This is a genomic window from Pasteurella sp. P03HT, from assembly GCF_054052285.1.
Genome location: NZ_JBSIUM010000001.1, coordinates 69567 through 94030, shown reverse-complemented (window position 1 = coordinate 94030; position 24464 = coordinate 69567). Strand labels below are relative to the sequence as shown.

The following is a 24464-nucleotide window of genomic DNA, read 5'->3' as shown; positions in this document are numbered from 1 at the left end:
TTAAGGAGCAAACATGAAAATTAGTGCTAGAAACCAATTAAAAGGTAAAGTTGTCGCTTTAGAAAAAGGTGCGGTGAACGCTGTTGTGAGTATCGATATTGGTGCTGGTAACGTGATTACTTCAACGATTTCTCTCGCTTCAGCAGAAGAGTTAAAACTAGCGGTAGGTAAAGAAGCGTATGCGATTATCAAAGCGACCTCAGTGATGGTTGGTGTAGAATAAGCACGTCTCGTTTCAAAAGAAAAGCCTTGTATAATACAAGGCTTTTTTTATGATTAATCTTATCTGATTTGTGCATTTTTCATAATGCGATCTTTGGTAACTTTCCATTCGCGTTCTTTGATATCTTCGCGTTTATCATGTTGTTTTTTACCTTTAGCTAAACCAATCTTGATTTTTGCCCAAGCGCCTTTCCAATAAAGTGAGAGAGCGACGATGGTATAACCATCTCGATTCGCTTTGCCAAATAAAGAGGCTAACTCTTTTTGGTTTAATAATAGCTTACGAGTGCGTGTTGGATCACACACAATGTGAGTTGAGGCAAGGCTAAGTGGTTGAATTGTGGCACCGAATAAATAGGCTTCTCCATTTTTAAAAATGATGTAGCTATCGCTAATATTTGCCTTACCTGCACGCATCGATTTGACTTCCCAGCCCTGCAATGACAGTCCCGCTTCAATTTCATCTTCAATAAAGTAGTCGTGTCTTGCTCGTTTATTTAGAGCAATGGTATTGGACGCGACTTTAGTTTTTTTCTTTGTCATGATTATCCATTTTGTTCAAGATTAGTTGATAAATTCTACCTAAACTTTGTTGAGATAGCAAAAGCAGAGAGATTGAGATAATATAACTTCGCATAAAGACAAACCACTTTTGCCTGCGTAGTGTGAGGATTCGAGGTTATATGATGACCTGTTAAATACAACAGGGCGAGAATTTGGCAGGTAGTGTGTGGTGGCGTATTCGCATGAAAAAGGAATAAAAATGAAATATAAAGATTTGCGTGATTTTTTAGATTTATTAGAACAGCGAGGAGAGCTGAAACGGATTACACAAGAAGTGGATCCTTATTTAGAAATGACCGAAATTGCGGACCGCACATTGCGTGCAGGGGGCCCTGCATTATTATTTGAAAATCCAAAAGGCTTTGATATTCCCGTCTTATGTAATTTATTTGGGACACCAAAACGTGTTGCAATGGGAATGGGGCAAGAAGAGGTTTCTTCTTTACGTGATGTTGGTAAATTACTGGCTTTTTTGAAAGAGCCAGAGCCACCAAAAGGGTTCAAAGATTTTCTTTCAAGTATTCCTCAATTTAAGCAAGTCTTAAATATGCCGACTAAGGTATTGGGAAAAGCAGATTGTCAGCAAATTGTGCTCAAAGGTGAAGAGGTTGACTTATATCAATTGCCAATTATGCAATGCTGGAAAGATGATGTGGCACCTTTAGTGACATGGGGATTAACGATTACGAAAGGACCTTTGAAAAAACGTCAAAATTTAGGCATTTATCGTCAGCAACTAATTGCGAAAAATAAGTTGATTATGCGTTGGCTTTCACATCGTGGTGGGGCATTAGATTTTCAAGAATGGAAAGAAACGCATCCAGGTGAGCCTTTTCCCGTGTCTGTTGCATTAGGCGCCGATCCAGCTACGATTTTAGGCGCAGTGACCCCCGTACCAGATACGTTATCAGAATATGCTTTTGCAGGCCTATTACGTGGAACAAAAACTGCAGTGGTCAAATCCGTGAGTAACGATTTGGAAGTGCCTGCTAGCGCAGAAATTGTGTTGGAAGGATATATTGATCCAAATGAGACCGCACTTGAAGGCCCTTATGGCGACCATACTGGCTATTATAATGAACAGGAATATTTTCCTGTCTTTACTGTAACGCATATCACAATGCGTAAAGATCCGATTTATCATTCAACTTACACGGGGCGCCCACCAGATGAACCCGCGGTACTGGGCGAAGCGTTAAATGAAGTCTTTATTCCCATTTTACAAAAACAATTCCCAGAAATTGTGGACTTTTATTTACCACCAGAGGGGTGTTCGTATCGTTTAGCTGTGGTCACGATTAAGAAACAATATGCGGGACATGCGAAACGAGTCATGATGGGGGTCTGGTCTTTCTTGCGTCAATTTATGTACACCAAGTTTGTGATTGTGTGTGATGATGATGTGAATGCGCGTGATTGGAAAGATGTGATTTGGGCAATCACGACACGTTGTGATCCTGCACGTGATTTAACCTTAGTGGAAAATACGCCGATCGATTACTTGGATTTTGCCTCACCAGTGGCGGGATTAGGTTCAAAGATGGGGATTGATGCCACAAATAAATGGGCAGGCGAAACTCAACGTGAATGGGGCGTGCCAATTAAGAAAGATCCCGATGTCGTGAAGCGAGTGGACGAAATGTGGCACAGTTTAGGGATTTTTGATGAAGACCGTACTACTGCATAAATAACATTCTGAACCAGAGATAAAAAAGCCTGTCAGACAACATGATGACAGGCTTAATTTTTACTGTTTATTCTAACTCACCGCAGAAGCGATAACCTTCGCCATGAATGGTGGTGATAATTTCGGGTGTATTTGGGTGATCTTCAAAATGTTTGCGAATACGACGAATAGTTACATCGACAGTACGATCTTGTGGTTTTAATTCTCGTCCAGTCATTTTTTTCAATAATTCTTCGCGTGTTTGAATTTTCCCTGGGTTCTCACAGAAATGTAACATTGCACGAAATTCGCTGCGTGGGAGTTTGTACTCTTCGCCTTCTGGATTGATCAACGTACGACTATTGAGATCTAAAGTCCAACCATTGAAACGATAGTGCTCTACAGTTTGTGCGGCATCTTTGGTATTTTCTTGCATAGTGCGTTGTAGTAGATTGCGTGCACGAATGGTTAATTCTCTTGGATTAAATGGTTTGGTAATATAGTCATCTGCACCAATTTCGAGACCGAGAATTTTGTCGACTTCATTATCACGTCCCGTTAAGAACATTAAGGCGGTATTGGTGGTTTCACGTAATTCGCGTGCAAGCATCAATCCATTTTTGCCTGGTAAGTTAATGTCCATGATGACCAGATTAATGACTTTATTAGACAGAATACGGTGCATCTGTGCACCATCTGCCGCCTCAAATACTTCATAACCCTCAGCTTCAAAAATACTTTTTAATGTATTTCTGGTGATTGCTTCGTCTTCAACAATTAAAATTTGTGGCGTTCCCATTTGTATTTCCTATTACAATTTTTTTAAGTTAATCATTTTGTTACTAAGATTAGCGCAAAATTAACGTGCTCATTGTATAGTTGCAACATAATTGTAACAATAGAAAAAGTGAATTTTGTTAAATTAGATTGTTATTTCATGACCTAGATCATAAAAAAATCCCTCAATAACCAGAGGATATTGAGGGTGTAAGTCGAGCGATTTGCTCGTTTAAACTACATACAAAATGAACTAATAGAAGGCAATTCGGCGTTTAAATACGGATTTAATATGTTATTAGTTAATACACTGATGTTAAAAACATAACTGAGAGCAGAATCCTACAATACTTTTAAGTTTGACGCAAAACTTATTTTTATAAATAAAATAAGTTGCTTATTTCTTGTGTAATTTTAACGGCATGTTTTCGATTTGGGGCAAAAACAGCCTTGTGCTAGAATGCACATTATTTTTCATTTTAGTTTATGACGTATTTTATGAGAAAAATCGTATCTTTTTTGTTGCTTTTCCTGAGCACGTTAGCCGCACAAGCGGGTGTGTTTGATAAACGCCCTGTGTTTTTAAATGCGGATCAAGCATTTATTTTTTCTAGTACACAACAAGCGGAGACCGTGCAATTGCATTGGTTAATTGCGGAGAATTATTATTTATATCAGCGCACTTTCGAGATAAAAGCAAATAATCTAGACATTGGCGAATGGCATTTCCCAATTGCTGAAACCTATCAAGATGATTTTTTTGGTGAAGTGAAAATTTACCGGAATGAAGTTTCTTTACAGATACCTGTATCAAACATCGCACCAGATGCGACACTTGAAGTGAGTTATCAAGGTTGTACGATTGGCTTTTGTTATCCTCCAGAAACAAAGATTCTTCCAGTTAAGTCTGTTGTGACACCAGTAGCAGAGAGAATAGTGCAAGCCCATACGGGTTCTTTGCGGGTAGCAGAACAGGATCGTTTAGCTGAAAGCCTATTTCAAAGTAAATATGCTGTATTTTGGTTCTTTTTATTGGGCTTGGGTTTAGCTTTTACGCCTTGCGTATTGCCAATGTTGCCATTGCTTTCTGCTATTGTTATCGGTGGGCAGACCAGACCAAACACGTTACGCGCATTAACGTTGAGCTTCGTTTATGTGCAAGGCATGGCACTGACTTACACTTTGCTCGGCTTGATTGTTGCGGCAATTGGCTTGCCTTTCCAAGTGGCATTGCAAAGCCCTTATGTTTTACTCACGTTGTCAGTGATTTTTGTCCTTTTAGCCTTATCAATGTTTGGTTTATTTACCTTACAGCTACCAACAAGCTTACAAACCAAATTAACCCAATATAGCCAACAACAAAAGCGCGGTGCATTTGGTGGCGTTTTTGTAATGGGAATGATTGCAGGTTTAGTCGCTTCCCCTTGTACTTCCGCGCCACTTTCAGGGGCATTGCTTTATGTGGCACAAAGCGGGGATTTATTTACGGGTGCAATTACGTTGTACCTGCTTGCGTTAGGAATGGGCACGCCATTAATCCTCATCACCGTATTTGGTAATAAAATTTTACCAAAATCAGGCAACTGGATGATTCAAGTGAAAAATGCCTTTGGGTTTGTATTATTGGCATTACCTGTGTTTTTAGTTTCACGAGTTTTCCCTGACATTGAAGGGCATTTATGGTTTATCTTAGCCATTGGTTTTACTTTGTGGCTGTTATTCCAGTTACGCAATGATAAGTGGGTTTGGTTTGTTGTGTTTATCGGTTTGGTTCTTGCGAAACTTTTCTCTGCGCCTTTACATCAATGGTTTTTAGGTGAAAGCGCGGTACAAAAATCACAAATTTCACAGCACATACAATTCAAGCAAGTGAAAACGTATGACGAGTTGCAACAAGCCTTGCAATCGAACCCCAAATCCATGGCAATGTTAGATTTATATGCAGATTGGTGTGTGGCTTGTAAAGAGTTTGAAAAATACACTTTTACCGATGAGCAAGTACAAAAAGCATTTGAAGATATTTTGCTGTTGCAAGTTGATATGACAAAAAACAGCGATGCAAATCGTGAATTGATGCAAAAACTACAAGTGATAGGGCTCCCGACAATTATCTTCTTTGAAAAACAAGGTCACGAAATTGAAGGTTCAAGAGTCACTGGTTTTATGCAAGCGCCAATTTTTACGGATTGGTTGAAACAAATTAAACCTACACACTGATTTGACTTATCGCGAATAAACGATGCGATCTTCGCTTTAACAAGAAATCGTACCAAAACCGCTTATTTGATTTATTGGGAAATAAGCGGTTTTTTATTGAAAATTTTCACACAAACGCAAACGTTTGCGTTATAATGCGTGCTTCTATTTTATGACTTCTTTTAAACTCTCTATTTTAAGGATTTTTTAATGCAACCTAATCGTCCTATTCGTCAAGCATTATTAAGCGTTTCTGATAAAGCAGGCATCGTTGAATTTGCTCAAGGCCTCGTTCAACGTGGTGTGAAATTACTTTCAACTGGTGGAACAGCAAAATTACTCGCTGATAGCGGTTTACCTGTCACAGAAGTTTCTGATTATACAGGTTTCCCTGAAATGATGGATGGGCGGGTCAAAACTTTACATCCAAAAGTGCATGGCGGTATTTTAGGTCGTCGTGGCACAGATGATGAAGTGATGAACCAACACGGTATCGAAGGGATCGATATGGTTGTGGTGAATTTATATCCTTTTGCTGCAACAGTGGCGAAACCAAACTGCACCTTAGAAGATGCTGTTGAAAACATTGATATCGGCGGTCCAACAATGGTACGTTCTGCCGCGAAAAACCATAAAGATGTGGCGATTGTGGTAAATAATAACGATTTTAATGCCATTCTTGCTGAAATGGATCAAAACCAAAACAGTTTAACCTTAGAAACCCGTTTTGATCTTGCAATTAAAGCGTTTGAGCATACCGCTCAATACGACTCAATGATCGCAAACTATTTCGGTCAATTAGTCAAACCTTATTTTGTGGCTGAGGAAGAAGACGCAGAAGCGAAGTGCGGTCAATTCCCACGTACTTTAAACTTAAACTTCATTCGTAAGCAAACCATGCGTTATGGTGAAAATGGTCATCAAAAAGCCGCATTTTATGTAGAAAAAGAAGTGAAAGAAGCTTCCGTTTCAACCGCAAAACAATTACAAGGTAAAGCCCTTTCTTATAACAATATCGCAGACACTGACGCTGCACTTGAATGTGTGAAAAGTTTCGATGAGCCCGCTTGTGTGATCGTGAAGCATGCAAACCCTTGTGGTGTGGCGTTAGGTGCAGATATTTTAGAAGCCTATAATCGTGCTTATCAAACAGATCCAACATCTGCTTTCGGTGGCATTATCGCATTCAACCGTGAGTTAGACGCAACAACAGCACAAACCATTATTGATCGCCAATTCGTTGAAGTGATCATCGCACCAACTGTTGCAGCAGATGCAAAAGAATTATTAAAAGCGAAGAAAAACGTGCGTGTGCTTGAATGTGGTGAATGGGCGAAAGCAGAACAACGTTTAGATTTCAAACGTGTTAACGGTGGCTTGTTAGTGCAAGAAAGCGATTTAGGGATGGTTGATTTAGCCGACTTAAAAGTAGTAAGTAAACGTCAACCAACAGAACAAGAATTAAAAGATTTATTATTCTGCTGGAAAGTCGCGAAATTCGTGAAATCCAATGCGATTGTGTACGCAAAAGATAACCAAACTATCGGTATTGGTGCAGGTCAAATGAGCCGCGTATATTCAGCGAAAATTGCAGGTATCAAAGCACAGGATGAAGGTTTAGAAGTGGCAGGTTGCGTCATGGCATCCGATGCGTTCTTCCCATTCCGTGATGGTATCGATGCGGCGGCGAAAGTGGGTATTCAATGTGTAATCCACCCAGGCGGTTCAATGCGTGATCAAGAAGTGATTGATGCTGCAGATGAGCATAATATGGTGATGGTGTTGACGGGAATGCGTCATTTTAGACATTAAGATTTTATGTTTTATAAAAATCAAAATGTTTCATTTTAAATAAGCGTATCAATTTCAAATAATACAGGAAAATCATTATGAACATTCTCATCATCGGAAATGGCGGTCGTGAACACGCATTGGCTTGGAAGGTGGCGCAATCTCCGTTAGCAGATAAAGTCTTTGTTGCACCAGGCAATGCTGGCACGGCATTAGAAGATAAAGTGGAAAACGTCGCAATTTCTGCGACCGATGTCGAAAAATTAGTGGCGTTTGCACAAGAAAATCAAATCGGTTTAACCATTGTTGGACCTGAAGCACCATTAGTGATTGGTGTTGTCGATGCATTCCGCGCTGCAGGTTTGAAAATTTTCGGACCAACGAAAGCTGCTGCGCAATTAGAAGGTTCAAAAGCCTTTACTAAAGATTTCTTAGCTCGTCATAAAATCCCAACGGCAGAATATCAAAACTTTACTGAAGTTGAGCCAGCACTTGCGTATTTACGTGAAAAAGGTGCACCAATCGTAGTGAAAGCAGACGGTTTAGCAGCAGGCAAAGGCGTAATTGTGGCGATGACGTTGGAAGAAGCAGAAGCAGCAGTGAAAGATATGCTTTCAGGCAATGCTTTTGGTGAAGCGGGTAGCCGTGTTGTTATTGAAGAGTTTTTAGACGGTGAAGAAGCGAGTTTCATCGTGATGGTGGACGGTAAAAACGTTGAACCCATGGCAACCAGTCAAGACCATAAACGTGTTGGAGAAAATGATACAGGGTTAAATACCGGTGGTATGGGCGCATATTCGCCAGCACCAGTGGTAACTGCTGAAATTCACGATCGCATTATGCAAGAAGTGATTTATCCAACAGTAAATGGCATGGCGGCAGAAGGCAATGTGTATACAGGTTTCCTTTACGCTGGCTTGATGATTATGCCAAATGGTCAACCAAAAGTGATCGAGTTTAACTGTCGTTTCGGTGATCCTGAAACTCAACCAATTATGTTGCGTTTAGAGTCAGATTTAGTTGAGCTTTGCCTTGCCGCTTGTGAAGGCAAATTAGATGAGAAAAAATCACAATGGTGTGAGAAAGCGTCACTTGGGATTGTCCTTGCGGCAGAAGGTTACCCAGGTGATTACCGTAAAGGTGACGAGATTACAGGCATTGAAAGTGCGGTCGAAAATCAAAAAGTTTTCTTAGCAGGTGTGGAAAATAAAGACGGTAAATTAGTGACCAATGGCGGACGTGTGGTTTGTGTGACTGCTTTAGGCGATAGCGTTTATGATGCACAACAACAAGCATTAGCGTTAGCAGAAAAAGTGAAATGGACTGGCCGTTTCTATCGTCGTGATATTGGTTATCGTGCGGTTGCAAGAGAACAACAATAAAGTGCGGTGTATTTTTCATGAGAAAATGAAAAATTAACAACCAGATTTTAATTAAAAAATCCTGTGGAAACAGGTACACTAAACGAATTCACAATCATCTTTACTTAAAGAGGAAATCATAATGTTAAAAAGAAGTATGAACATCGCTGATTACGATCCGGTTTTATGGCAAGCAATTCAAGACGAAAATCGTCGTCAAGAAGAACATATCGAATTAATCGCATCTGAAAACTATGCAAGCCCACGTGTAATGGAAGCGCAAGGTTCACAATTTACTAATAAATATGCAGAGGGATATCCAGGCAAACGTTATTACGGTGGTTGTGAGTATGCGGATATCGTTGAGCAATTAGCGATTGATCGTGCGAAAGCATTATTTAATGCAGACTACGTGAACGTTCAACCTCATTCTGGTTCACAAGCAAATGCTGCTGTTTACGGTGCATTATTACAACCGAATGAAACAATTTTAGGTATGAGCCTTGCTCATGGTGGTCACTTAACTCATGGCGCATCAGTCAGCTTCTCTGGAAAAATCTATAACGCAGTTCAATACGGTATTACTGCTGATGGTTTAATCGATTATGAAGATGTTCGCCAAAAAGCACTAGCGTGCAAACCAAAAGTGATTGTGGCGGGGTTCTCAGCGTATTCTCAAGTGATCGATTGGGCAAAAATGCGTGAAATCGCTGATGAAGTTGGCGCTTATCTTTTTGTCGATATGGCGCACGTTGCGGGGCTTATTGCGGCAGGGGTTTACCCAAGTCCATTACCGCATGCTCATGTTGTAACAACGACGACGCACAAAACATTAGGTGGTCCACGTGGTGGTTTAATTCTTTCTGCTGCGAAAGATGAAGAACTGTATAAAAAATTACAAAGTTCTGTCTTCCCTGCGAACCAAGGTGGTCCATTAGTTCACGTGATTGCAGCGAAAGCCGTTTGCTTCAAAGAAGCACTTGAGCCTGAATACAAAGTTTATCAACAACAAGTTGTTAAGAACGCAAAAGCGATGGTAGAAGTCTTCAAACAACGTGGTTACAACGTGGTATCAAACGGCACTGAAAACCACTTGTTCTTAGTAGATTTAGTGAGCCATGGTTTAACTGGTAAAGCGGCTGATGCAGCATTAGGTAGCGCCAACATTACTGTAAACAAAAATGCAGTACCAAATGATCCACAAAAACCATTTGTGACATCAGGTATCCGTGTCGGTACACCATCAATCACACGTCGTGGTTTTAAAGAAGCTGAATCTGCAGAACTCGCAGGCTGGATGTGCGATGTGTTAGATGCAATGGGTAAAGACAACGAAGCGCAAGTGATTGCAGATACTAAAGAAAAAGTATTAGCAATTTGTAAACGTCTTCCTGTTTATGCTTAATTATTTGTTAGTGATATTCACTTACTTAGCGGTGGCAAATGCCACCGCTTATTTTTTGATGTATAAAGATAAACAGTATGCTATTCAAGGTCAATGGCGTATTGCACAAGGCTGGCTATTATTGTGTTGCTTTGTAGGAGGATTTATTGGAACGCACTTAGCCATGCAGCACTTCCGACATAAAACGACACTGCTTGTATTTAAAAGTGCGGTCATGTTTAGTGGAATAATATGGATTGTTTTGTTACCTATACTGTTTTTCTGGTTGTTTATGCGCTCTTTTAGGGCGTGAGAGAGTACAACGTACAAAAAAGGTGAGCTTGTTTGCTCACCTTTTACTTATTTTGGGTACGATGTTAATTATGGAATATCATCTAGATCGTCATTGTCTACTTTCGGAGGCAGCATATGTTCACGTTTTAAGCCTAAATCATAGGCCAATGCGATTGCAACGAAAATAGAAGAGTAGGTACCAAAGCCAATACCAATCAATAGTGCGACTGAGAAGCTATGGATACTCGGGCCACCAAAAATTAATAAAGAGATGACCACAATAACTGTTGTGACAGAGGTCATTAATGTTCTTGATAACGTTTGTGAAAGGGAAATATTGATAATATCGATAACATCTGTTCGTCTGATTTTACGCATATTTTCTCTGACGCGGTCAAATACAACAATACTATCGTTTAATGAGTAACCCACAACAGTTAAGATCGCCGCAACAAACGTCAGGTTCACTTCGATTTGGAATAAAGAGAAAAAACCGAGTGTGACAAATACGTCATGTGCTAAAGACGCTACCGCACCCACAGCTAAACGCCATTCGAAACGCATACCAATGTACACTAATAACATTAATAACGTAGCAAGTGTGGCGTAGATGGCTGATTGTGTTAATTCTTCACCGACGTTAGGTCCAACGAATTCAATGCTATGTACTGTGACGTTTTTATCAACTGATGAAGCAAGCATATCTTTAATATGATTACCAATGTTTGCATCACTTATTGCAGCAGGTAAACGGATAATGATATCTTTCACGCTACCAGAGTTTTGTACTACAGCACCTTGAATACCATTTTGCTCAAGAGTAGAGCGCACCTTATCCAATTCAGCAGGCTGTGAAAAACTCATATCAATAACTGTACCGCCCGTAAAGTCAAGTCCCCAGTTAAACCCTTTTGTCACAATGAAAAAGAGAGATACAGCAATCACAAATACCGAAACAAAGTATCCCCATTTACGCGTATCCATAAAGCGAATTAAGCGATAGGGTAACTTGATATTTCCGACTTCAGTCGGTTCTTTTTTATCTGTAAATAAACTCACAATGTCCTCGCTAAATCGACAATTTGTTGAGACGTTTGCCGCCGTATAAAGCATTCACAATCGCGCGAGTACCCACGATAGCAGTAAACATAGAAATACCTACCCCAAGCGCAAGGGTGATCGCAAAGCCTTTAACTGGCCCCGCACCAACTGCATAAAGAATCACAGAGGTTAAAATGGTGGTTAAGTTTGCATCAAAAATACTGGTGAATGCGCCTGAATAGCCCTCATGGATGGCTTGTTGAATCGGTCTACCATTACGAATTTCTTCTTTAATACGCTCGAAAATTAGTACGTTAGCATCAATAGACATCCCGACGGATAAAACGATCCCCGCAATTCCTGGCATTGAAAGTGTTGCACCAGGAAGCAGAGACATCAAACCTACAACGAGTACAATATTCGCCACTAATGCAACGTTTGCAATTAAGCCGAATTTTCGATAGTACAATGCCATAAAGATGATGACTGCAATCAGTCCCCAGAGACTTGCTTCTAAGCCTTGGCGTACATTTTCAGCACCAAGTGATGGACCGATTGTGCGTTCCTCAACGATTTGAATTGGGGCAATTAATGCGCCTGAACGCAGAAGTACTGCGAGATTCAAGGCTTCAGCAGGGCTATCAATACCTGTAATTTGGAATTGGCTACCGAAACGACCTTGAATGGTGGCTACGTTAATCACTTCTTCATGTTTTTCTAAGATCGCTTTACCGTTTTCATCTTTTTTACCACTGTCTTTATATTCTACATATAACGTTGCCATGGGTTTTTTGAGATTTAAACGTGTTGCTTGCGACATGATTTCACCGCCTTCACTGTCTAGCGTGACGCTAACTTGTGGACGAGAAGTCTGCTGATCTACACCTGAATTTGCATTTGTGATGTGTTCGCCACCCAATACGGCGCGTTTGTAAAGCACCACTGGACGACCGTGACGATCTAATTTGACTTCAGAGTCATTTGGGACAAAGCCACGTGTTGCTGAGTCGAGGTTGACATTTTCGTTGACTAAACGGAATTCTAATGTCGCGGTTGCCCCCAAGATTTCTTTTGCACGCGCAGTATCTTGTACCCCAGGTAGTTCAACAACAATCCGTTCAGCTCCTTGACGTTGAATCACGGCTTCAGAAACACCTAATTCAGAGACACGTTTACGTAAAATTGTTAAGTTTTGTTCAATGGCACTTTCGCGCGATTCATTTAATGCCGCTTCAGACAATTCAAGGGAAAAGGTATTATCCGCTATTGTTTTGAACACTAAATTAGGGTGTTGCTTACGTAAAAAACGTTCTACTTCTTCCAATTGCTCGGGTTTTAAGAGCGTCACCAAGGTACTGAAGTTATCTCCTGCTTTAATCGCAGTATATTGATATTTTTCTTTGCGCAATTGAGTACGGAGCGTATCTTGTAACTGTTCTTGGCGTTTTGTTAACGCCGAATTCATATCGACTTCCATTAAGAAACGTACACCACCGCGTAAATCAAGTCCCCATTTCATTGGGTAGGCGCCAACTGATGTGAGCCATTTTGGTGTAGCGGGGGCGAGGTTGAGCGCCACGGAGTAATGATTACCGAGTTTTTCCGATAATTTATCTTTGGCGAGAAGTTGAGTATCTGTATTATTAAAACGAGCAAGAATAGAGCCGTTTTCTAAGATAATGGATTTTGTTTCTAGATTGTTTTGATTTAATAAAGTTTGTACTTCACTAAATAGTTCAGTATTGGCTTCTTGTCCCCGTGTTCCTGAAATTTGAACGGCAGGGTCTTCGCCATAAAGATTTGGAAGAGAATATAAAACACCAATGGCGATCACGAGGATCACCATTAGGTTCTTCCAAAGAGGGTAACGATTTAACATAGTTGTCCCTTTAGGAATGAAAAAATTAAGATTTTAATGAGCCTTTTGGTAACACTGCAACAACGTAGTTACGGTTGATCGTTACTTCAGTTGAGTCATTTAATGCAATGATAATGCTATCGCTATCTGGAGAGACTTTGGTGATACGGCCAATTAAACCGCCTGCGATTAATACTTCAGTACCTTTCGCTAACTCAGACATTAATTTTTTATGTTCTTTATTACGTTTTGCTTGTGGACGATAAATCATGAAATAGAAAATCAATCCGAACAATACGAAAATAAACAACATTGAGATTGGACTACCTTGTTGAGCTTCCATTTGTTATTTCCCTTCTTGAAAGTAAAATTAAAACATAAATTTGACGAAAAAATCGCTTGCTAAAAATACCATAAAATCAGGTGAAGTGAAAGGAATTGGCATTATTTTTGCGGAGCAAGTTGATAAGATATTTCACCGAGTTGTTGAAGATGAAGCAAGTGATCATCATCATCCTGTACAAAATACCCTGATTTTGGCTTCGTAGGATGAACCTGCAAAGAGAGGGAAGAGAGTCGTTTTAGTTATGAAAAGTAGAATGGGGCAAATGAAAGAATGAGATGTAACACCTCAGCTATTTTAGTCGCCCCATAATTGTTATTTCAGCATAATGGTTAGCAGAACCTGGTGCGTATTTCGATGTGTGATCCTGCCAACAATCTGTTTTATAGAAAACATTAAGCCTTCTTCTCGCTTAATTGCAATGGGGGGACTGGCTTACCAATTCTTGCATAAAACTCGTTCACAAAATCATCGAAGCGATCTTGCTCAATCGCTTGGCGAATTTCAGCCATTAAGCGTTGATAGTAACGTAAGTTATGAATAGTATTTAATCTTGCACCTAAAATCTCGTTACATTTATCTAAGTGATATAAGTATGCTTTGGTGTAGTTTTTGCAAGTGTAGCAATCACATTCAGGATCGAGTGGAGTTGTGTCATCGCGGTATTTCGCATTACGAATTTTCACAATGCCGTTCGTCACAAATAAATGGCCGTTACGTGCGTTACGAGTTGGCATGACGCAGTCGAACATATCGATACCGCGGCGAACACCTTCGACTAAATCTTCAGGTTTACCTACACCCATTAAATAGCGTGGTTTGTCCGCTGGAATTTGTGGGCAAACATACTCTAGAATACGATGCATATCTTCTTTGGGTTCACCGACGGCTAAACCGCCCACGGCATAACCGTCAAAACCGATCTTCACTAAGCCTTCTACGGAAATTTTACGTAACTCTTCGTAAACCCCGCCTTGAATAATCCCGAATAAGGCATTTTTATTGCCTAATTCATCAAAGCGGTCACGACTGCGTTTTGCCCAACGTAATGACATTTCCATGGATTGTTTGGCGTAGTCAAAGGTGGCTGGATAAGGGGTACATTCATCGAAAATCATCACGACGTCAGAACCTAAATCGTATTGAATTTCCATTGATTTTTCGGGTGATAAGAAAATGCGTTCACCATTAATTGGGTTTTGGAATTTTACGCCTTCTTCCGTAATTTTGCGTAATTTGCCTAAGCTGAATACTTGGAAGCCACCAGAGTCAGTTAAAATCGGACGATGCCATTGCATAAAATCGTGCAAATCACCGTGTTTACGCATCACTTCTTGACCTGGGCGAAGCCATAAATGGAAGGTGTTACCTAATAATATTTCTGCACCTGTTGCACGTACTTCTTCTGGGGTCATCCCTTTTACTGTGCCATAAGTACCTACAGGCATAAAAGCAGGCGTTTCCACAGTAAATGTGCCTTGTGGGCGTTCAAAAATAAGGCGACCACGTCTTGCGTTGCCGTCGGTTTTATCAAGTTCGTATTTCATTTAATTTCCTTTCAACGAATAAACAGTTCGAAGCGTTTTTGAATAAAAAAGCCTGTATTCAACAGGCTTTTAAGAGACTTATTTTGACTATTAGTTTTTTATTGTATGGGTTCAACTCACATAAGTCAAATTGTGTGCTTAAGCAACAACCATGATTTCAGTTGCTACAATGACGACAATTAAACCTACGATCATTGGAACGGAAATACGTTTCACGACTTCAAACGGTGAAATTTTTGCCATACCTGACACGGCGACGACCACGCCAGATACTGGTGATAAACTACGACCAATATTTGAAGCTTGTAACATTGGGATGGTTAAATAAGCAGGGTTAATGCCCATTTGTGTTGCAAGCTTAGGAATCAGTTCAACAAACGCATAAAACGGCGCATTACCAGAACCAGTTGTAATCGCAGCAAGTGCGGTGATTAATGCCAACGCGAGCATCATCAGGAAGCCACCTGTACTAACGGATTGTACAGAATCGATGAGAGAGTGGATAAATCCGATCGTACTTAATCCTTGTGCAAATACTCCAGCGGCAACGAGAAGTACAACAACACCTGAGAACGCATCAGCCATACCTTGATACGCCATGTGTAAATTTTCATACATTTTTTTTGCACTGAAGGTTCTTAAGAAGTCGATTAACGCCACTAAAACCAAACAAATGACAATAATAGTGATGATATGGAGTTCTGGTGCAATGTTGCCATCAAACACTAAGACACCAATAATTGGAGTAAAAGGGAGGATCGCGTAGAAACGTGGTGCGTCGGTTTTAATTTCACCCACTTCTAACATTTCTGCTACATGACCCTCTTTACGATCTAAATAACGTTGCCAGAAATAATGTGCAATCGCAATAGAGACGATCGCCATGATGGAAATAGGCAATGTCAAATTAAACGCAAAATCCAATAATGGCATTTTTGAAACTTCAGCTGCTAATACAACGTCACCTGACGTTGGAGAAAGGATAATCGCAGCAGGTGAAGCACAAATTGAGGCTGCCGCACCACGTGAAATTCCCACATTGACCATAACAGGAAATAACGTTGCCATTAATAGTACACCGAGTCCTGTTGCAGATGGTACTGCTAAAGACATTAAACAAGCAAGGAAATAGGCGACGATCATTAATAAATAAGGTGATTTAATATATTTGAGGGGTTGTGAAGCCAGTTTTACCACCATGTCATTAGCACCTAAGTGTGTCATATAAGCAGCAAAGCCACATAACACCATAATTAACATACCGAGGTTACCACCGCGGTTCATCAATAAGTATTTGACATACTCGAAAATATCCAAGTAGACACTGCCCGTTGATTTGACACTGCTTGGTAAGATAGGTTTGTCTAATAACACACTACATAAAAGTAATAACAAACCTACCGTCATGAGTACGCCTGTTGCCGAGTAGCCCTTAACAATATAGTACCCTACAAGGATGACGGCAATGATGCCGATAATTAGATCCATAAGTTAATCTCCATTTAATAAATTTAAGGAATAGATCCTATCAATTGTGTAATTTTTTCCGCAATCTGTACTGGATTGCAGGAAAGTGTGGTGTTTGTAACAGACTGCAATGGTGCGACATCACCAATACAAACAGAATAGTGTGCATGTTGTAATAACATGAGATCATTTAAGTCATTACCAAAGGCAATGTATTTTTGATCACCAATTATCGCGTTTAATGTGTGATATTTGTTAATATTTTGAGCCGTGATATCCAGATGAAAGCCTTGGTGCTTTTCGTGGTAGCTCACCAAGTTGAGCGGGCGAGTCTCAAGATGTTGTTTGAGTGTTCGATATTGTACTTCAGACAAGTTAAGCAAAAGACTTTTGATTGGCGTGTGAAACGCTAAGAGCGGCTTATTTTCTGCCAATTTTGCGGGATCAATTTGTTGCTCAATCGGATGCGGTTGTCGAATTCGTTTGCTGTAATGCCAGACGTCATCGACTAAATAATCGAGATCGAAAGTATCAATCCAGTGTTGTAGATAGATAAAATCTGTGTTTGATATAGGGGTTCGGGCTTCAATCTGTTGGTTGATTTGTGTGATAGCACCATTTCCACCAATTAAGATCGCTTGTTTTAGTTGATCGTTTAACAGGGGGAGCAAGTCTCGAATTGGACGAGCAGAAGCAAAAATCAGCTGATGGCTAGATGCCATTAATTGTTCCAGTGCCTGTTCAATTTCCATTGGGATCTGTTTCCCATCGAAGCAAATTGTCCCATCTATATCAAACACAAAAATCATCAATCAAGCCCTGTTACATGGTGATTTTTGGTAATAAACATCGCATCGCCATAGCTAAAGAAGCGATAACGATTGGCAACCGCTTGTTGATAAGCTGCCATGGTGTGTTTATAACCTGCAAACGCAGAAACTAGCATAATTAGCGTACTTTCTGGTAAGTGAAAGTTAGTAATTAAACCGTCTATAATACGAAATGGTTTACCTGGGTAAATAAAAATCGACGTATCTGAGAAATAGGGCGTGATTAGTTGCGCACTGCCATTTTCTTCTGCTGCTAATGCCGCACTTTCTACGGAGCGCACGGAAGTTGTTCCAACCGCAATCACACGTTTGCCAGCTTGTTTTGTTGCAATGATCGCATCACAGACGGCTTGAGGGACTTCAACATATTCAGCGTGCATTTTATGGTCTTCAATATGTTCTACACGCACTGGTTGGAAGGTCCCCGCGCCAACATGTAAGGTAACGAAAGCAAAGTTTACCCCTTTTGCTTTTAATTTTGCCAAAAGGTCATCGTCAAAATGCAGGCCCGCTGTTGGTGCAGCAACTGCCCCTGGGACTTTGTTATAGACAGTTTGATAACGCTCTTTATCTGCATCTTCATCAGGACGGTCAATGTAAGGTGGCAATGGCATATGCCCTATTTGCTGTAATACGTCTAAAAGTGCGCCTTGTTTTTCAGCGATTTCTACTTCGAATAAGGTGTCATGGCGTGCAACCATAATCATCTTTATTCCCTGATTTTCGCCTAATTTATCTTCACCCAAAAAGAGAGTTGTGTTTTCTTTTGGTGCTTTTGATGAACGAATATGAGCGAGAAAACGTGTTTCGGTTAAAATGCGTTCGACTAATACTTCTACTTTCCCTCCACTTGCTTTACGGCCAAACATCCGTGCGGGGATAACGCGGGTATTGTTAAAAATCAGTAAGTCTCCTGCGTCAATCAGTGTCAGAATGTCGGCAAAAGTGCGGTGTGAAATGTCACCATTTTCACCATTGAGTTGTAAAAGGCGGCTTGATGTCCGATCGGTTTTAGGATAACGAGCAATGAGCTCATCAGGTAAGTCAAAATTAAAATCTGCAACGCGCATAAAAAATCTAGTATTGAATGTTATCTAAAAAGTGTGGGCGTAAGTCTATTGTGAATTCAGACATTGCACAAGGAAAAATCAAAGGTTTTACGATCAGAATCAATTTCGTAAGATTCGAGATAAAAAAAGCCCTTTCAAAATGAAAGGGCAAAATATATTTGGAGTCATACTTTTTAGGGTATGGGTTGCATTATACACATAAAAATAACAAATGCAACATTTTTTTAACAAAAAAGTACTAGATGTGTTATGCAGGAGAGTTGTTTATCAATCAACTAAGCTGCATGAGGTTGACGTGTATTCGTGTTGACTAAATTACGCATTAATAATGCATAATCTAATTGTACATCTTCAGGCACGTCTAAGAACACGAAATGACCATCCCCTAATCCTGCTTCCACTTCTTCATTTTTGCGATTAAGCATATGTTGGATTTTGAACACGATATTGCCTTTCGGTGTCATCATTTCCACTTCATCACCAAGCAAGAATTTATTTTTTACAGCCACTTCAGCCATACCCTGCTCATTACGTTTACCGGTAAACTCACCAACAAATTGTTGGCGTTCAGAGATTGAATAGCCATAGTCATAATTTTGATATTCATCGTGTGTATGGCGGCGTAAGAAACCTTCCGTGTAACCACGATGCGCTAAGGATTCCAAGGTATTCATTAAACTTTCATCAAATGGTTTACCCGCAACGGCATCATCAATGGCTTTACGATACACTTGTGCCGTTCTTGCACAGTAATAGAACGATTTTGTACGACCTTCGATTTTTAATGAATGCACACCAAGTGCGGTCAATTTTTCCACGTGTTGAACAGCACGCAGATCTTTTGAGTTCATAATGTAAGTGCCGTGTTCGTCTTCAAACGCAGACATTTGTTCTTCTGGGCGTTGACTTTCTGCAAGTAAGAATACTTTGCTGGTGGTATCGCCTTCACCGAGTGTTGGTGCCACATTTTTTACTGGAATTTCTTCTCCCACATTCACGATATTGCCGATTTCATCTTCTTTCGCTTCGGTCACGCTATATTCCCAACGGCACGCATTGGTACAAGTTCCTTGGTTTGGATCGCGTTTGTTAATGTAGCCTGATAATAAGCAGCGACCAGAATATGCCATGCACAATGCACCGTGTACAAACACTTCAATTTCCATATCGGGCACTTGTTGGCGAATTTCTGCGATTTCATCTAATGAAAGTTCACGCGATAAAATCACACGAGTTAAGCCCATTTGTTTCCAGAATTTTACTGATGCCCAGTTTACAGCATTCGCTTGTACTGAAAGGTGGATCGCAACGTGCGGGAAATGTTCACGCACTAACATAATTAAGCCAGGATCCGACATAATTAATGCATCTGGTCCCATTTCAATCACGGGTTCTAAATCGCGAATAAAGGTTTTTAATTTTGAGTTGTGCGGTGCGATATTCACCACTACATAGAATTTTTTGCCTAACGCGTGTGCTTCATCAATACCGATTTTTAAATTAGCATGATTAAATTCATTGTTACGCACACGTAAGCTATAACGAGGTTGACCTGCATAAACGGCGTCAGCACCATAAGCAAAGGCATAACGCATATTTTTTAATGAGCCAGCAGGTGACAATAGCTCGGGAGTAAAAGTTGTCATAAGTTTTCCGTTAGTCTGATTACAAGTCAGGTATTCACTGTTGTGAATAATTAAAGGGCAATATTGTAGGGGGATTTTAGGGTTTGTAAAGCAGAAAGCGTGAATGAGAAGAAAAAGCACGATCTAGATGAATACATGGTTGAACAGGATCGTGCTTTTGGATGTATGCTGTGCTTAAGGGGTCTCTTGCTCAACAGTTGCAGGTTGGGACGTTTCTGTTGCAGCAGGCACAGACGAATCGTCTAATTGGGGTGGAGAGACAAGTTTTTTTATGACGTCCTCAAGCGGTTGACCATTAATTGTTTGCACATGATTTTGTTGAATAAGATGGAATGTATAGTGTTCTCCCTCATCAGCAAAATAAGGTGCTAATTGAGCATTGGGTTTGATGATATCGTAAAGTGTTTGCCATGCCGCCCTTTTTTCTGGTGTAAGTTGGGCAAGATGGCTTTCATTATGAGCGAGCCCTTTGGCAAATGTTACTTTAACATCTATATCTGATGGGATCCAATAAGGAAGTCCTGTCATGATAGATGGCATCATGATTTCGCTGTTTTTGGGTGTGAGTCCCAGCGTAAGTGCAATATTGACAGGATAGGCTTGTGTATGAGGAACGGTGTCTACATCCATTTTAAATTGTGCGTTGTCAATAGTGGGTTTCGTCTCTTGAATAAAACTGTTTTGCCATTTTTTATAGCTTTTTTCAGAAAGATAAAATGGGCATACATGGTAATAGGTATTGTCATAACACAGGTCTAATGGCGAGGGATTCGCACGAGTAGTTAGTCTTAATGGTATTTGATATTCCACATCATTGAATTGCATGCCCAGTGTATTAAGCATCATATTTTTAATTGCTAACGAAGACGTTGAACCATATTTCATGTCTTGCCAACCGTCAAAATGTGTAAAGTTTAACTGGTTTAAGGAAATATCCGTGGCGAACAACGGTGTTTTATAAGTTAATGTCTCAATCGTTAATGTCGATTCACGTTGCTCTTCAAAATTTGTGGCAAGTTGTTTTACTACTTCAATAAATTCGAGATCATCTTTTGCTGGGAAAGTGGATGGTGTGACGGTTTTTTTCCAACGCCCAAAATAGTAAGGCAATGCCTTTAACCGTGCATTTAAGTTAAATTGATTTAATTTTTGACTTGCTAAAAGCCCTTGTATATTTAATTTTTCATTTTCTGAACCAGTTTGAGTCAGTTGTTTTATTTTGAGGGTAGCGGTGGTATTGGCATGAGTTCTCTCTTGATTATCTGAATCCAATGTGAAGGCAGCATCCTGCACAGTAATGAATTGGTGACTATTGGCATGGAGTGGTACACTCAATGCGTTGACAGTTAATTTTGCTTCGACCTTGTCATTGTTAAAAAGCAGTTGACTCAATAAATGGATGGCATCTGGTAAAGTTTTATTTTGTTCAATAAAGTTTTCCCACTCATGATAGATCGTTAAGCTGTTTGGGATACGTTGTTGTGTACTGGTCAGGGTAACGTCGTTTAGCTCGATTTGATCTTTTTCTGAGGTCTTATTTTTATTTGAAATTGTTGCGTTTTGCACATTAACAAACGTCTCAAGATCATAATGTTGTTCCATTAACGATTTGTTAAAACGATAGTTAGCGTTGTCAATTTTTATGTTGGTATTTTCACCATTTAATAAATAGATATCCGCGCGTTTAATCATTAAATCGAGTTCAGCCAAATCGTAATGATGTTCACCTGTTGGAATGAACACGTATTGACCCGTAATGCCCTCTAATTTCGTTTTGGCGTCGTAGTTAAACGCGGAAAGTTGGCTTTGAATCTCCATCGCTTTGGTTTTGGCAGCATAGTTAATACTCACTTGTAAATCTTGTGGTTTATTTGCTAGATCCCTAAATTGCGTCACAATATCGGATTGCAGATAGTCACCAACAACAGAAAATTTACTATTAATGCTGTTTTTATCAATTGTAATATTTAATTTTTTATTTAATTCGCGGATAAGCGCAGGAGGCACATGAGATTCGGCGAGAATAGTAAAAGGAAGCGCGGTTAAATTTGTTGAAATAATATCTGTTTTTTGCTGTTGGTCATTTTCAAGACTGAAAATCAGTTCGCGGTGAAAAAAATTTTTGTTTTTTTCAACAACATGCAGTGTTAATTGATCTTTTACATGATAGGGAAAGCTGTTTAAGACACGATCAATTTTATGATTAGTATAGTATTGTGCCGCGCTCCCTAAAATAAGCGTAATTGTTGATAACGTTAGCGCAATTTTCGCTTTTCTATTCATTTTTCACTGTGTCCTTACTCTAAAGTATTTTGTATGGCGAAAGTATAGCGAATTCATATACTCAGTACAAATAAAGCCACCTGTTTAATGATAAATCAAATTTGTTGTTTATTGTTTGAATTTGCTATGAGGGAGTGGCGCTCAGGGAAAATATCGCGGCTACTTACATTACGCAATGAGCGATGTCAGCCCGTTGTGAAACACAAATGTTAAGAAAATGGGTGAGAGTGGGGAAGATCTACATTAAATTTTTTATGAATGTGGAAAATAGAGAAAAATACTGTATTAAGCGTTATGGATAGAAAAAATAAGTAAGTATCTCGTTATATTTAGTGAAAAATAACGTTTTTAATCTAAAAATATAGTGATTTTTTTATGCTAGCTTTAATAAATAGTGAATATTTTTTACATTTTATTTACATCAGGGATTGCTATTTTGGTTAAAACTTGCCATATTCATAGACGTTTATGTAAACAAAAAGTACATCTTTTGTGCTAGACCAACAACATCTTGGAGTGAAAAATGAAAAAATTAACAAAACTCTCTCTTATCGCATTAGCGATGACATCGACCACTGTGTTTGCAGCAGGTCCGAAATTTTGTGTATTGCTCGGAAGCCTCACCTTCTTATCTCAGTCCTGTTTTGGGCACTGATGGCGCAACACTTGATGCATCGGGTCAGGCAATGTTTAATGGCTTAACTACTTTTGAACGTGGCACGACAAATGTGATTCCAGCCTTGGCAGAAAAATGGGATGTCTCTGAAGACGGCAAAACCTATGTATTCCATTTACGTAAAGGGGTGAAATTCCATAGCAATAAAGAATTTAAACCAAAACGTGATTTTAATGCGGATGACGTCGTTTTCTCTTTTAACCGCCAATTAGATCCAAATCACCCTTATCACAAAGTGTCAGGTGGAACTTATGAATACTTTATTGGTATGGATATGCAAAATATTATCGATAAAGTAGAGAAAGTGGATGACTACACCGTTAAAATCAGTTTAAAAGTACCAAATGCCCCTTTCTTAGCTAACTTAGCCATGGATTTTGCATCGATTTATTCTGCAGAATATGCCGATGCGATGGCAAAAGCCAAAACACCTGAAAAATTAGATAGCGCACCGATTGGTACAGGTCCATTTGAATTTGTGTCTTATCAAAAAGATTCCGCAGTTCGTTATAAAGCCTTTGAACATTACTGGCAAGGTAAAGCGAAAATTGATCGTTTAGTGTTCTCAATTACGCCTGATGCGTCAGTACGTTATGCAAAATTACAGAAAGGCGAATGCCATGCCGCACCATATCCAAACCCTGCGGATATCGCAAAATTGAAAGCGGATCCAAATGTCGAATTATTGACAAAACCAGGGTTGAATATCGGTTATTTAAACTTTAACGTAAAAAAAGCCCCATTTGATAATGTGAAAGTGCGTCAGGCACTCAACTATGCGGTAAATAAAGAAGCAATTATTGAATCTGTTTATCAAGGCGCTGGTCAAGTCGCGAAAAACCCAATTCCACCAACAATGTGGTCTTATAATGATGATGTAAAAGATTACGAGTACAACCCAGAAAAAGCTAAAGCACTCTTAAAAGAAGCTGGCTTTGAGAAAGGTTTTGAAACAGATTTATGGGCAATGCCAGTTTCTCGTCCATATAACCCAAATGCACGTCGTATGGCGGAGTTAGTTCAAGCTGACTGGGAAAAAGTGGGCGTGAAAACCAAAATCGTGAGTTACGAGTGGGGTGAGTACTTAAAACGTATGCGTGCAGGTGATCACCAAACTGGTATGATGGGATGGACTGGGGATAATGGTGACCCAGATAACTTCTTAAATACCTTGTTAAGCTGTGCCGCTGTGGAATCGGGTTCTAACTATGCGAAATTCTGTCATAAAGAATTTAATGATTTAGTGACTAAAGCCGCTCAAGTGACCGATCCTGCTGAGCGTACAGCGATTTATAAACAAGCACAAGCGGTCTTTAAAGAGCAAGCTCCATGGATTACGATTGCCCACTCAACGACTTATTTCCCTGTACGTAAAGAAGTGACAGGCTATGTTATCGACCCATTTGGTTTACATAACTTCTATTTGGTTGATTTAACGAAATAAGTTT

Annotated in this window: 18 protein-coding genes and 1 pseudogene; 8 read left to right on the top strand and 11 right to left on the bottom strand. The window is 39.7% G+C overall.

What is annotated here, in order from left to right:
• Window positions 1–13 precede the first annotated feature (13 nt).
• Window positions 14–223, top strand: a complete 210-nt coding sequence (locus ACWIT3_RS00395; protein WP_046339361.1) for a TOBE domain-containing protein — start codon at window positions 14–16, stop codon at window positions 221–223.
• A gap of 59 nt (window positions 224–282) precedes the next feature.
• On the opposite strand, the gene smpB is transcribed toward ACWIT3_RS00395, so the two are convergent.
• A complete protein-coding gene (smpB, locus tag ACWIT3_RS00390) occupies window positions 283–765 on the bottom strand; it encodes an SsrA-binding protein SmpB (RefSeq protein WP_046339360.1) in 483 nt (160 codons plus the stop codon).
• Between the two features lie 220 nt (window positions 766–985).
• On the opposite strand from smpB, the gene ubiD reads away from it, so the two are divergent.
• Window positions 986–2473, top strand: a complete 1488-nt coding sequence (gene ubiD / locus ACWIT3_RS00385; protein WP_457160882.1) for a 4-hydroxy-3-polyprenylbenzoate decarboxylase — start codon at window positions 986–988, stop codon at window positions 2471–2473.
• A gap of 67 nt (window positions 2474–2540) precedes the next feature.
• On the opposite strand, the gene arcA is transcribed toward ubiD, so the two are convergent.
• Window positions 2541–3251, bottom strand: a complete 711-nt coding sequence (arcA, locus tag ACWIT3_RS00380; protein ID WP_457160881.1) for a two-component system response regulator ArcA — start codon at window positions 3249–3251, stop codon at window positions 2541–2543.
• Window positions 3252–3727: 476 nt separating this feature from the next.
• On the opposite strand from arcA, the gene ACWIT3_RS00375 reads away from it, so the two are divergent.
• The 5 genes from ACWIT3_RS00375 to ACWIT3_RS00355 all read left to right on the top strand — a co-directional run bounded on the left by ACWIT3_RS00375 (window position 3728) and on the right by ACWIT3_RS00355 (window position 10274).
• Window positions 3728–5446 (top strand): protein-disulfide reductase DsbD, encoded by a 1719-nt coding sequence (locus ACWIT3_RS00375; protein WP_457160880.1) that lies wholly within the window; start codon window positions 3728–3730, stop codon window positions 5444–5446.
• 189 nt (window positions 5447–5635) lie between these two features.
• Complete coding sequence (purH, locus tag ACWIT3_RS00370; RefSeq protein ID WP_457160879.1) at window positions 5636–7237, top strand: bifunctional phosphoribosylaminoimidazolecarboxamide formyltransferase/IMP cyclohydrolase; 1602 nt, start codon at window positions 5636–5638, stop codon at window positions 7235–7237.
• A gap of 77 nt (window positions 7238–7314) precedes the next feature.
• Window positions 7315–8598, top strand: coding sequence for a phosphoribosylamine--glycine ligase (gene purD / locus ACWIT3_RS00365; protein WP_457160878.1), 1284 nt, complete (start codon window positions 7315–7317; stop codon window positions 8596–8598).
• A 121-nt stretch (window positions 8599–8719) separates the two neighbouring features.
• Window positions 8720–9982 carry a serine hydroxymethyltransferase gene (gene glyA / locus ACWIT3_RS00360; protein WP_457160877.1) on the top strand — a complete coding sequence of 421 codons (1263 nt, stop codon included), beginning with the start codon at window positions 8720–8722 and terminating at the stop codon, window positions 9980–9982.
• Window positions 9975–10274, top strand: a complete 300-nt coding sequence (locus ACWIT3_RS00355) for a DUF1294 domain-containing protein (RefSeq protein ID WP_457160876.1) — start codon at window positions 9975–9977, stop codon at window positions 10272–10274. The genes glyA and ACWIT3_RS00355 overlap by 8 nt, the downstream gene beginning before the upstream one ends.
• A gap of 68 nt (window positions 10275–10342) precedes the next feature.
• Here ACWIT3_RS00355 and secF read toward each other — a convergent pair whose 3' ends face one another.
• The 9 genes from secF to ACWIT3_RS00310 all read right to left on the bottom strand — a co-directional run bounded on the left by secF (window position 10343) and on the right by ACWIT3_RS00310 (window position 22340).
• Window positions 10343–11314: a protein translocase subunit SecF gene (gene secF / locus ACWIT3_RS00350; protein WP_457160875.1), complete on the bottom strand. Its 972-nt coding sequence runs from the start codon at window positions 11312–11314 to the stop codon at window positions 10343–10345.
• Window positions 11315–11324: 10 nt separating this feature from the next.
• Window positions 11325–13175 carry a protein translocase subunit SecD gene (secD, locus tag ACWIT3_RS00345; protein WP_457160874.1) on the bottom strand — a complete coding sequence of 617 codons (1851 nt, stop codon included), beginning with the start codon at window positions 13173–13175 and terminating at the stop codon, window positions 11325–11327.
• Between the two features lie 25 nt (window positions 13176–13200).
• On the bottom strand, window positions 13201–13497 hold the full coding sequence (yajC, locus tag ACWIT3_RS00340) for a preprotein translocase subunit YajC (RefSeq protein WP_046339350.1): 297 nt from the start codon (window positions 13495–13497) through the stop codon (window positions 13201–13203).
• 395 nt (window positions 13498–13892) lie between these two features.
• The gene (gene tgt, locus ACWIT3_RS00335) at window positions 13893–15044 is read right to left on the bottom strand and encodes a tRNA guanosine(34) transglycosylase Tgt (RefSeq protein WP_457160873.1); all 1152 of its coding nucleotides are present in this window, start codon (window positions 15042–15044) and stop codon (window positions 13893–13895) included.
• Window positions 15045–15182: 138 nt separating this feature from the next.
• Window positions 15183–16532: an anaerobic C4-dicarboxylate transporter DcuC gene (gene dcuC, locus ACWIT3_RS00330; protein ID WP_457160872.1), complete on the bottom strand. Its 1350-nt coding sequence runs from the start codon at window positions 16530–16532 to the stop codon at window positions 15183–15185.
• Between the two features lie 23 nt (window positions 16533–16555).
• Window positions 16556–17320 carry an HAD-IIB family hydrolase gene (locus ACWIT3_RS00325; protein WP_457160871.1) on the bottom strand — a complete coding sequence of 255 codons (765 nt, stop codon included), beginning with the start codon at window positions 17318–17320 and terminating at the stop codon, window positions 16556–16558.
• Window positions 17320–18411 carry a tRNA preQ1(34) S-adenosylmethionine ribosyltransferase-isomerase QueA gene (gene queA, locus ACWIT3_RS00320; RefSeq protein WP_457160870.1) on the bottom strand — a complete coding sequence of 364 codons (1092 nt, stop codon included), beginning with the start codon at window positions 18409–18411 and terminating at the stop codon, window positions 17320–17322. The genes ACWIT3_RS00325 and queA overlap by 1 nt, the downstream gene beginning before the upstream one ends.
• A 275-nt stretch (window positions 18412–18686) precedes the next feature.
• Window positions 18687–20057, bottom strand: coding sequence for a prephenate-dependent tRNA uridine(34) hydroxylase TrhP (trhP, locus tag ACWIT3_RS00315; RefSeq protein WP_457160869.1), 1371 nt, complete (start codon window positions 20055–20057; stop codon window positions 18687–18689).
• 174 nt (window positions 20058–20231) lie between these two features.
• Window positions 20232–22340 carry a hypothetical protein gene (locus ACWIT3_RS00310; protein ID WP_457160868.1) on the bottom strand — a complete coding sequence of 703 codons (2109 nt, stop codon included), beginning with the start codon at window positions 22338–22340 and terminating at the stop codon, window positions 20232–20234.
• 523 nt (window positions 22341–22863) lie between these two features.
• Between ACWIT3_RS00310 and ACWIT3_RS00305 the strand changes: the two are divergent.
• Window positions 22864–24460: pseudogene (locus tag ACWIT3_RS00305) on the top strand (ABC transporter substrate-binding protein).
• Window positions 24461–24464 lie beyond the last annotated feature (4 nt).

Coding starts and splice junctions, on each gene's coding strand:
- ACWIT3_RS00375 (WP_457160880.1), top strand. CDS start 3,728: ATGAGAAAAATCGTATCTTTTTTGTTGCTTTTCCTGAGCACGTTAGCC.
- purH (WP_457160879.1), top strand. CDS start 5,636: ATGCAACCTAATCGTCCTATTCGTCAAGCATTATTAAGCGTTTCTGAT.
- secD (WP_457160874.1), bottom strand. CDS start 13,175: ATGTTAAATCGTTACCCTCTTTGGAAGAACCTAATGGTGATCCTCGTG.
- queA (WP_457160870.1), bottom strand. CDS start 18,411: ATGCGCGTTGCAGATTTTAATTTTGACTTACCTGATGAGCTCATTGCT.
- glyA (WP_457160877.1), top strand. CDS start 8,720: ATGTTAAAAAGAAGTATGAACATCGCTGATTACGATCCGGTTTTATGG.
- smpB (WP_046339360.1), bottom strand. CDS start 765: ATGACAAAGAAAAAAACTAAAGTCGCGTCCAATACCATTGCTCTAAAT.
- yajC (WP_046339350.1), bottom strand. CDS start 13,497: ATGGAAGCTCAACAAGGTAGTCCAATCTCAATGTTGTTTATTTTCGTA.
- tgt (WP_457160873.1), bottom strand. CDS start 15,044: ATGAAATACGAACTTGATAAAACCGACGGCAACGCAAGACGTGGTCGC.
- ACWIT3_RS00310 (WP_457160868.1), bottom strand. CDS start 22,340: ATGAATAGAAAAGCGAAAATTGCGCTAACGTTATCAACAATTACGCTT.
- trhP (WP_457160869.1), bottom strand. CDS start 20,057: ATGACAACTTTTACTCCCGAGCTATTGTCACCTGCTGGCTCATTAAAA.
- ACWIT3_RS00395 (WP_046339361.1), top strand. CDS start 14: ATGAAAATTAGTGCTAGAAACCAATTAAAAGGTAAAGTTGTCGCTTTA.
- ubiD (WP_457160882.1), top strand. CDS start 986: ATGAAATATAAAGATTTGCGTGATTTTTTAGATTTATTAGAACAGCGA.
- arcA (WP_457160881.1), bottom strand. CDS start 3,251: ATGGGAACGCCACAAATTTTAATTGTTGAAGACGAAGCAATCACCAGA.
- purD (WP_457160878.1), top strand. CDS start 7,315: ATGAACATTCTCATCATCGGAAATGGCGGTCGTGAACACGCATTGGCT.
- ACWIT3_RS00325 (WP_457160871.1), bottom strand. CDS start 17,320: ATGATTTTTGTGTTTGATATAGATGGGACAATTTGCTTCGATGGGAAA.
- ACWIT3_RS00355 (WP_457160876.1), top strand. CDS start 9,975: ATGCTTAATTATTTGTTAGTGATATTCACTTACTTAGCGGTGGCAAAT.
- dcuC (WP_457160872.1), bottom strand. CDS start 16,532: ATGGATCTAATTATCGGCATCATTGCCGTCATCCTTGTAGGGTACTAT.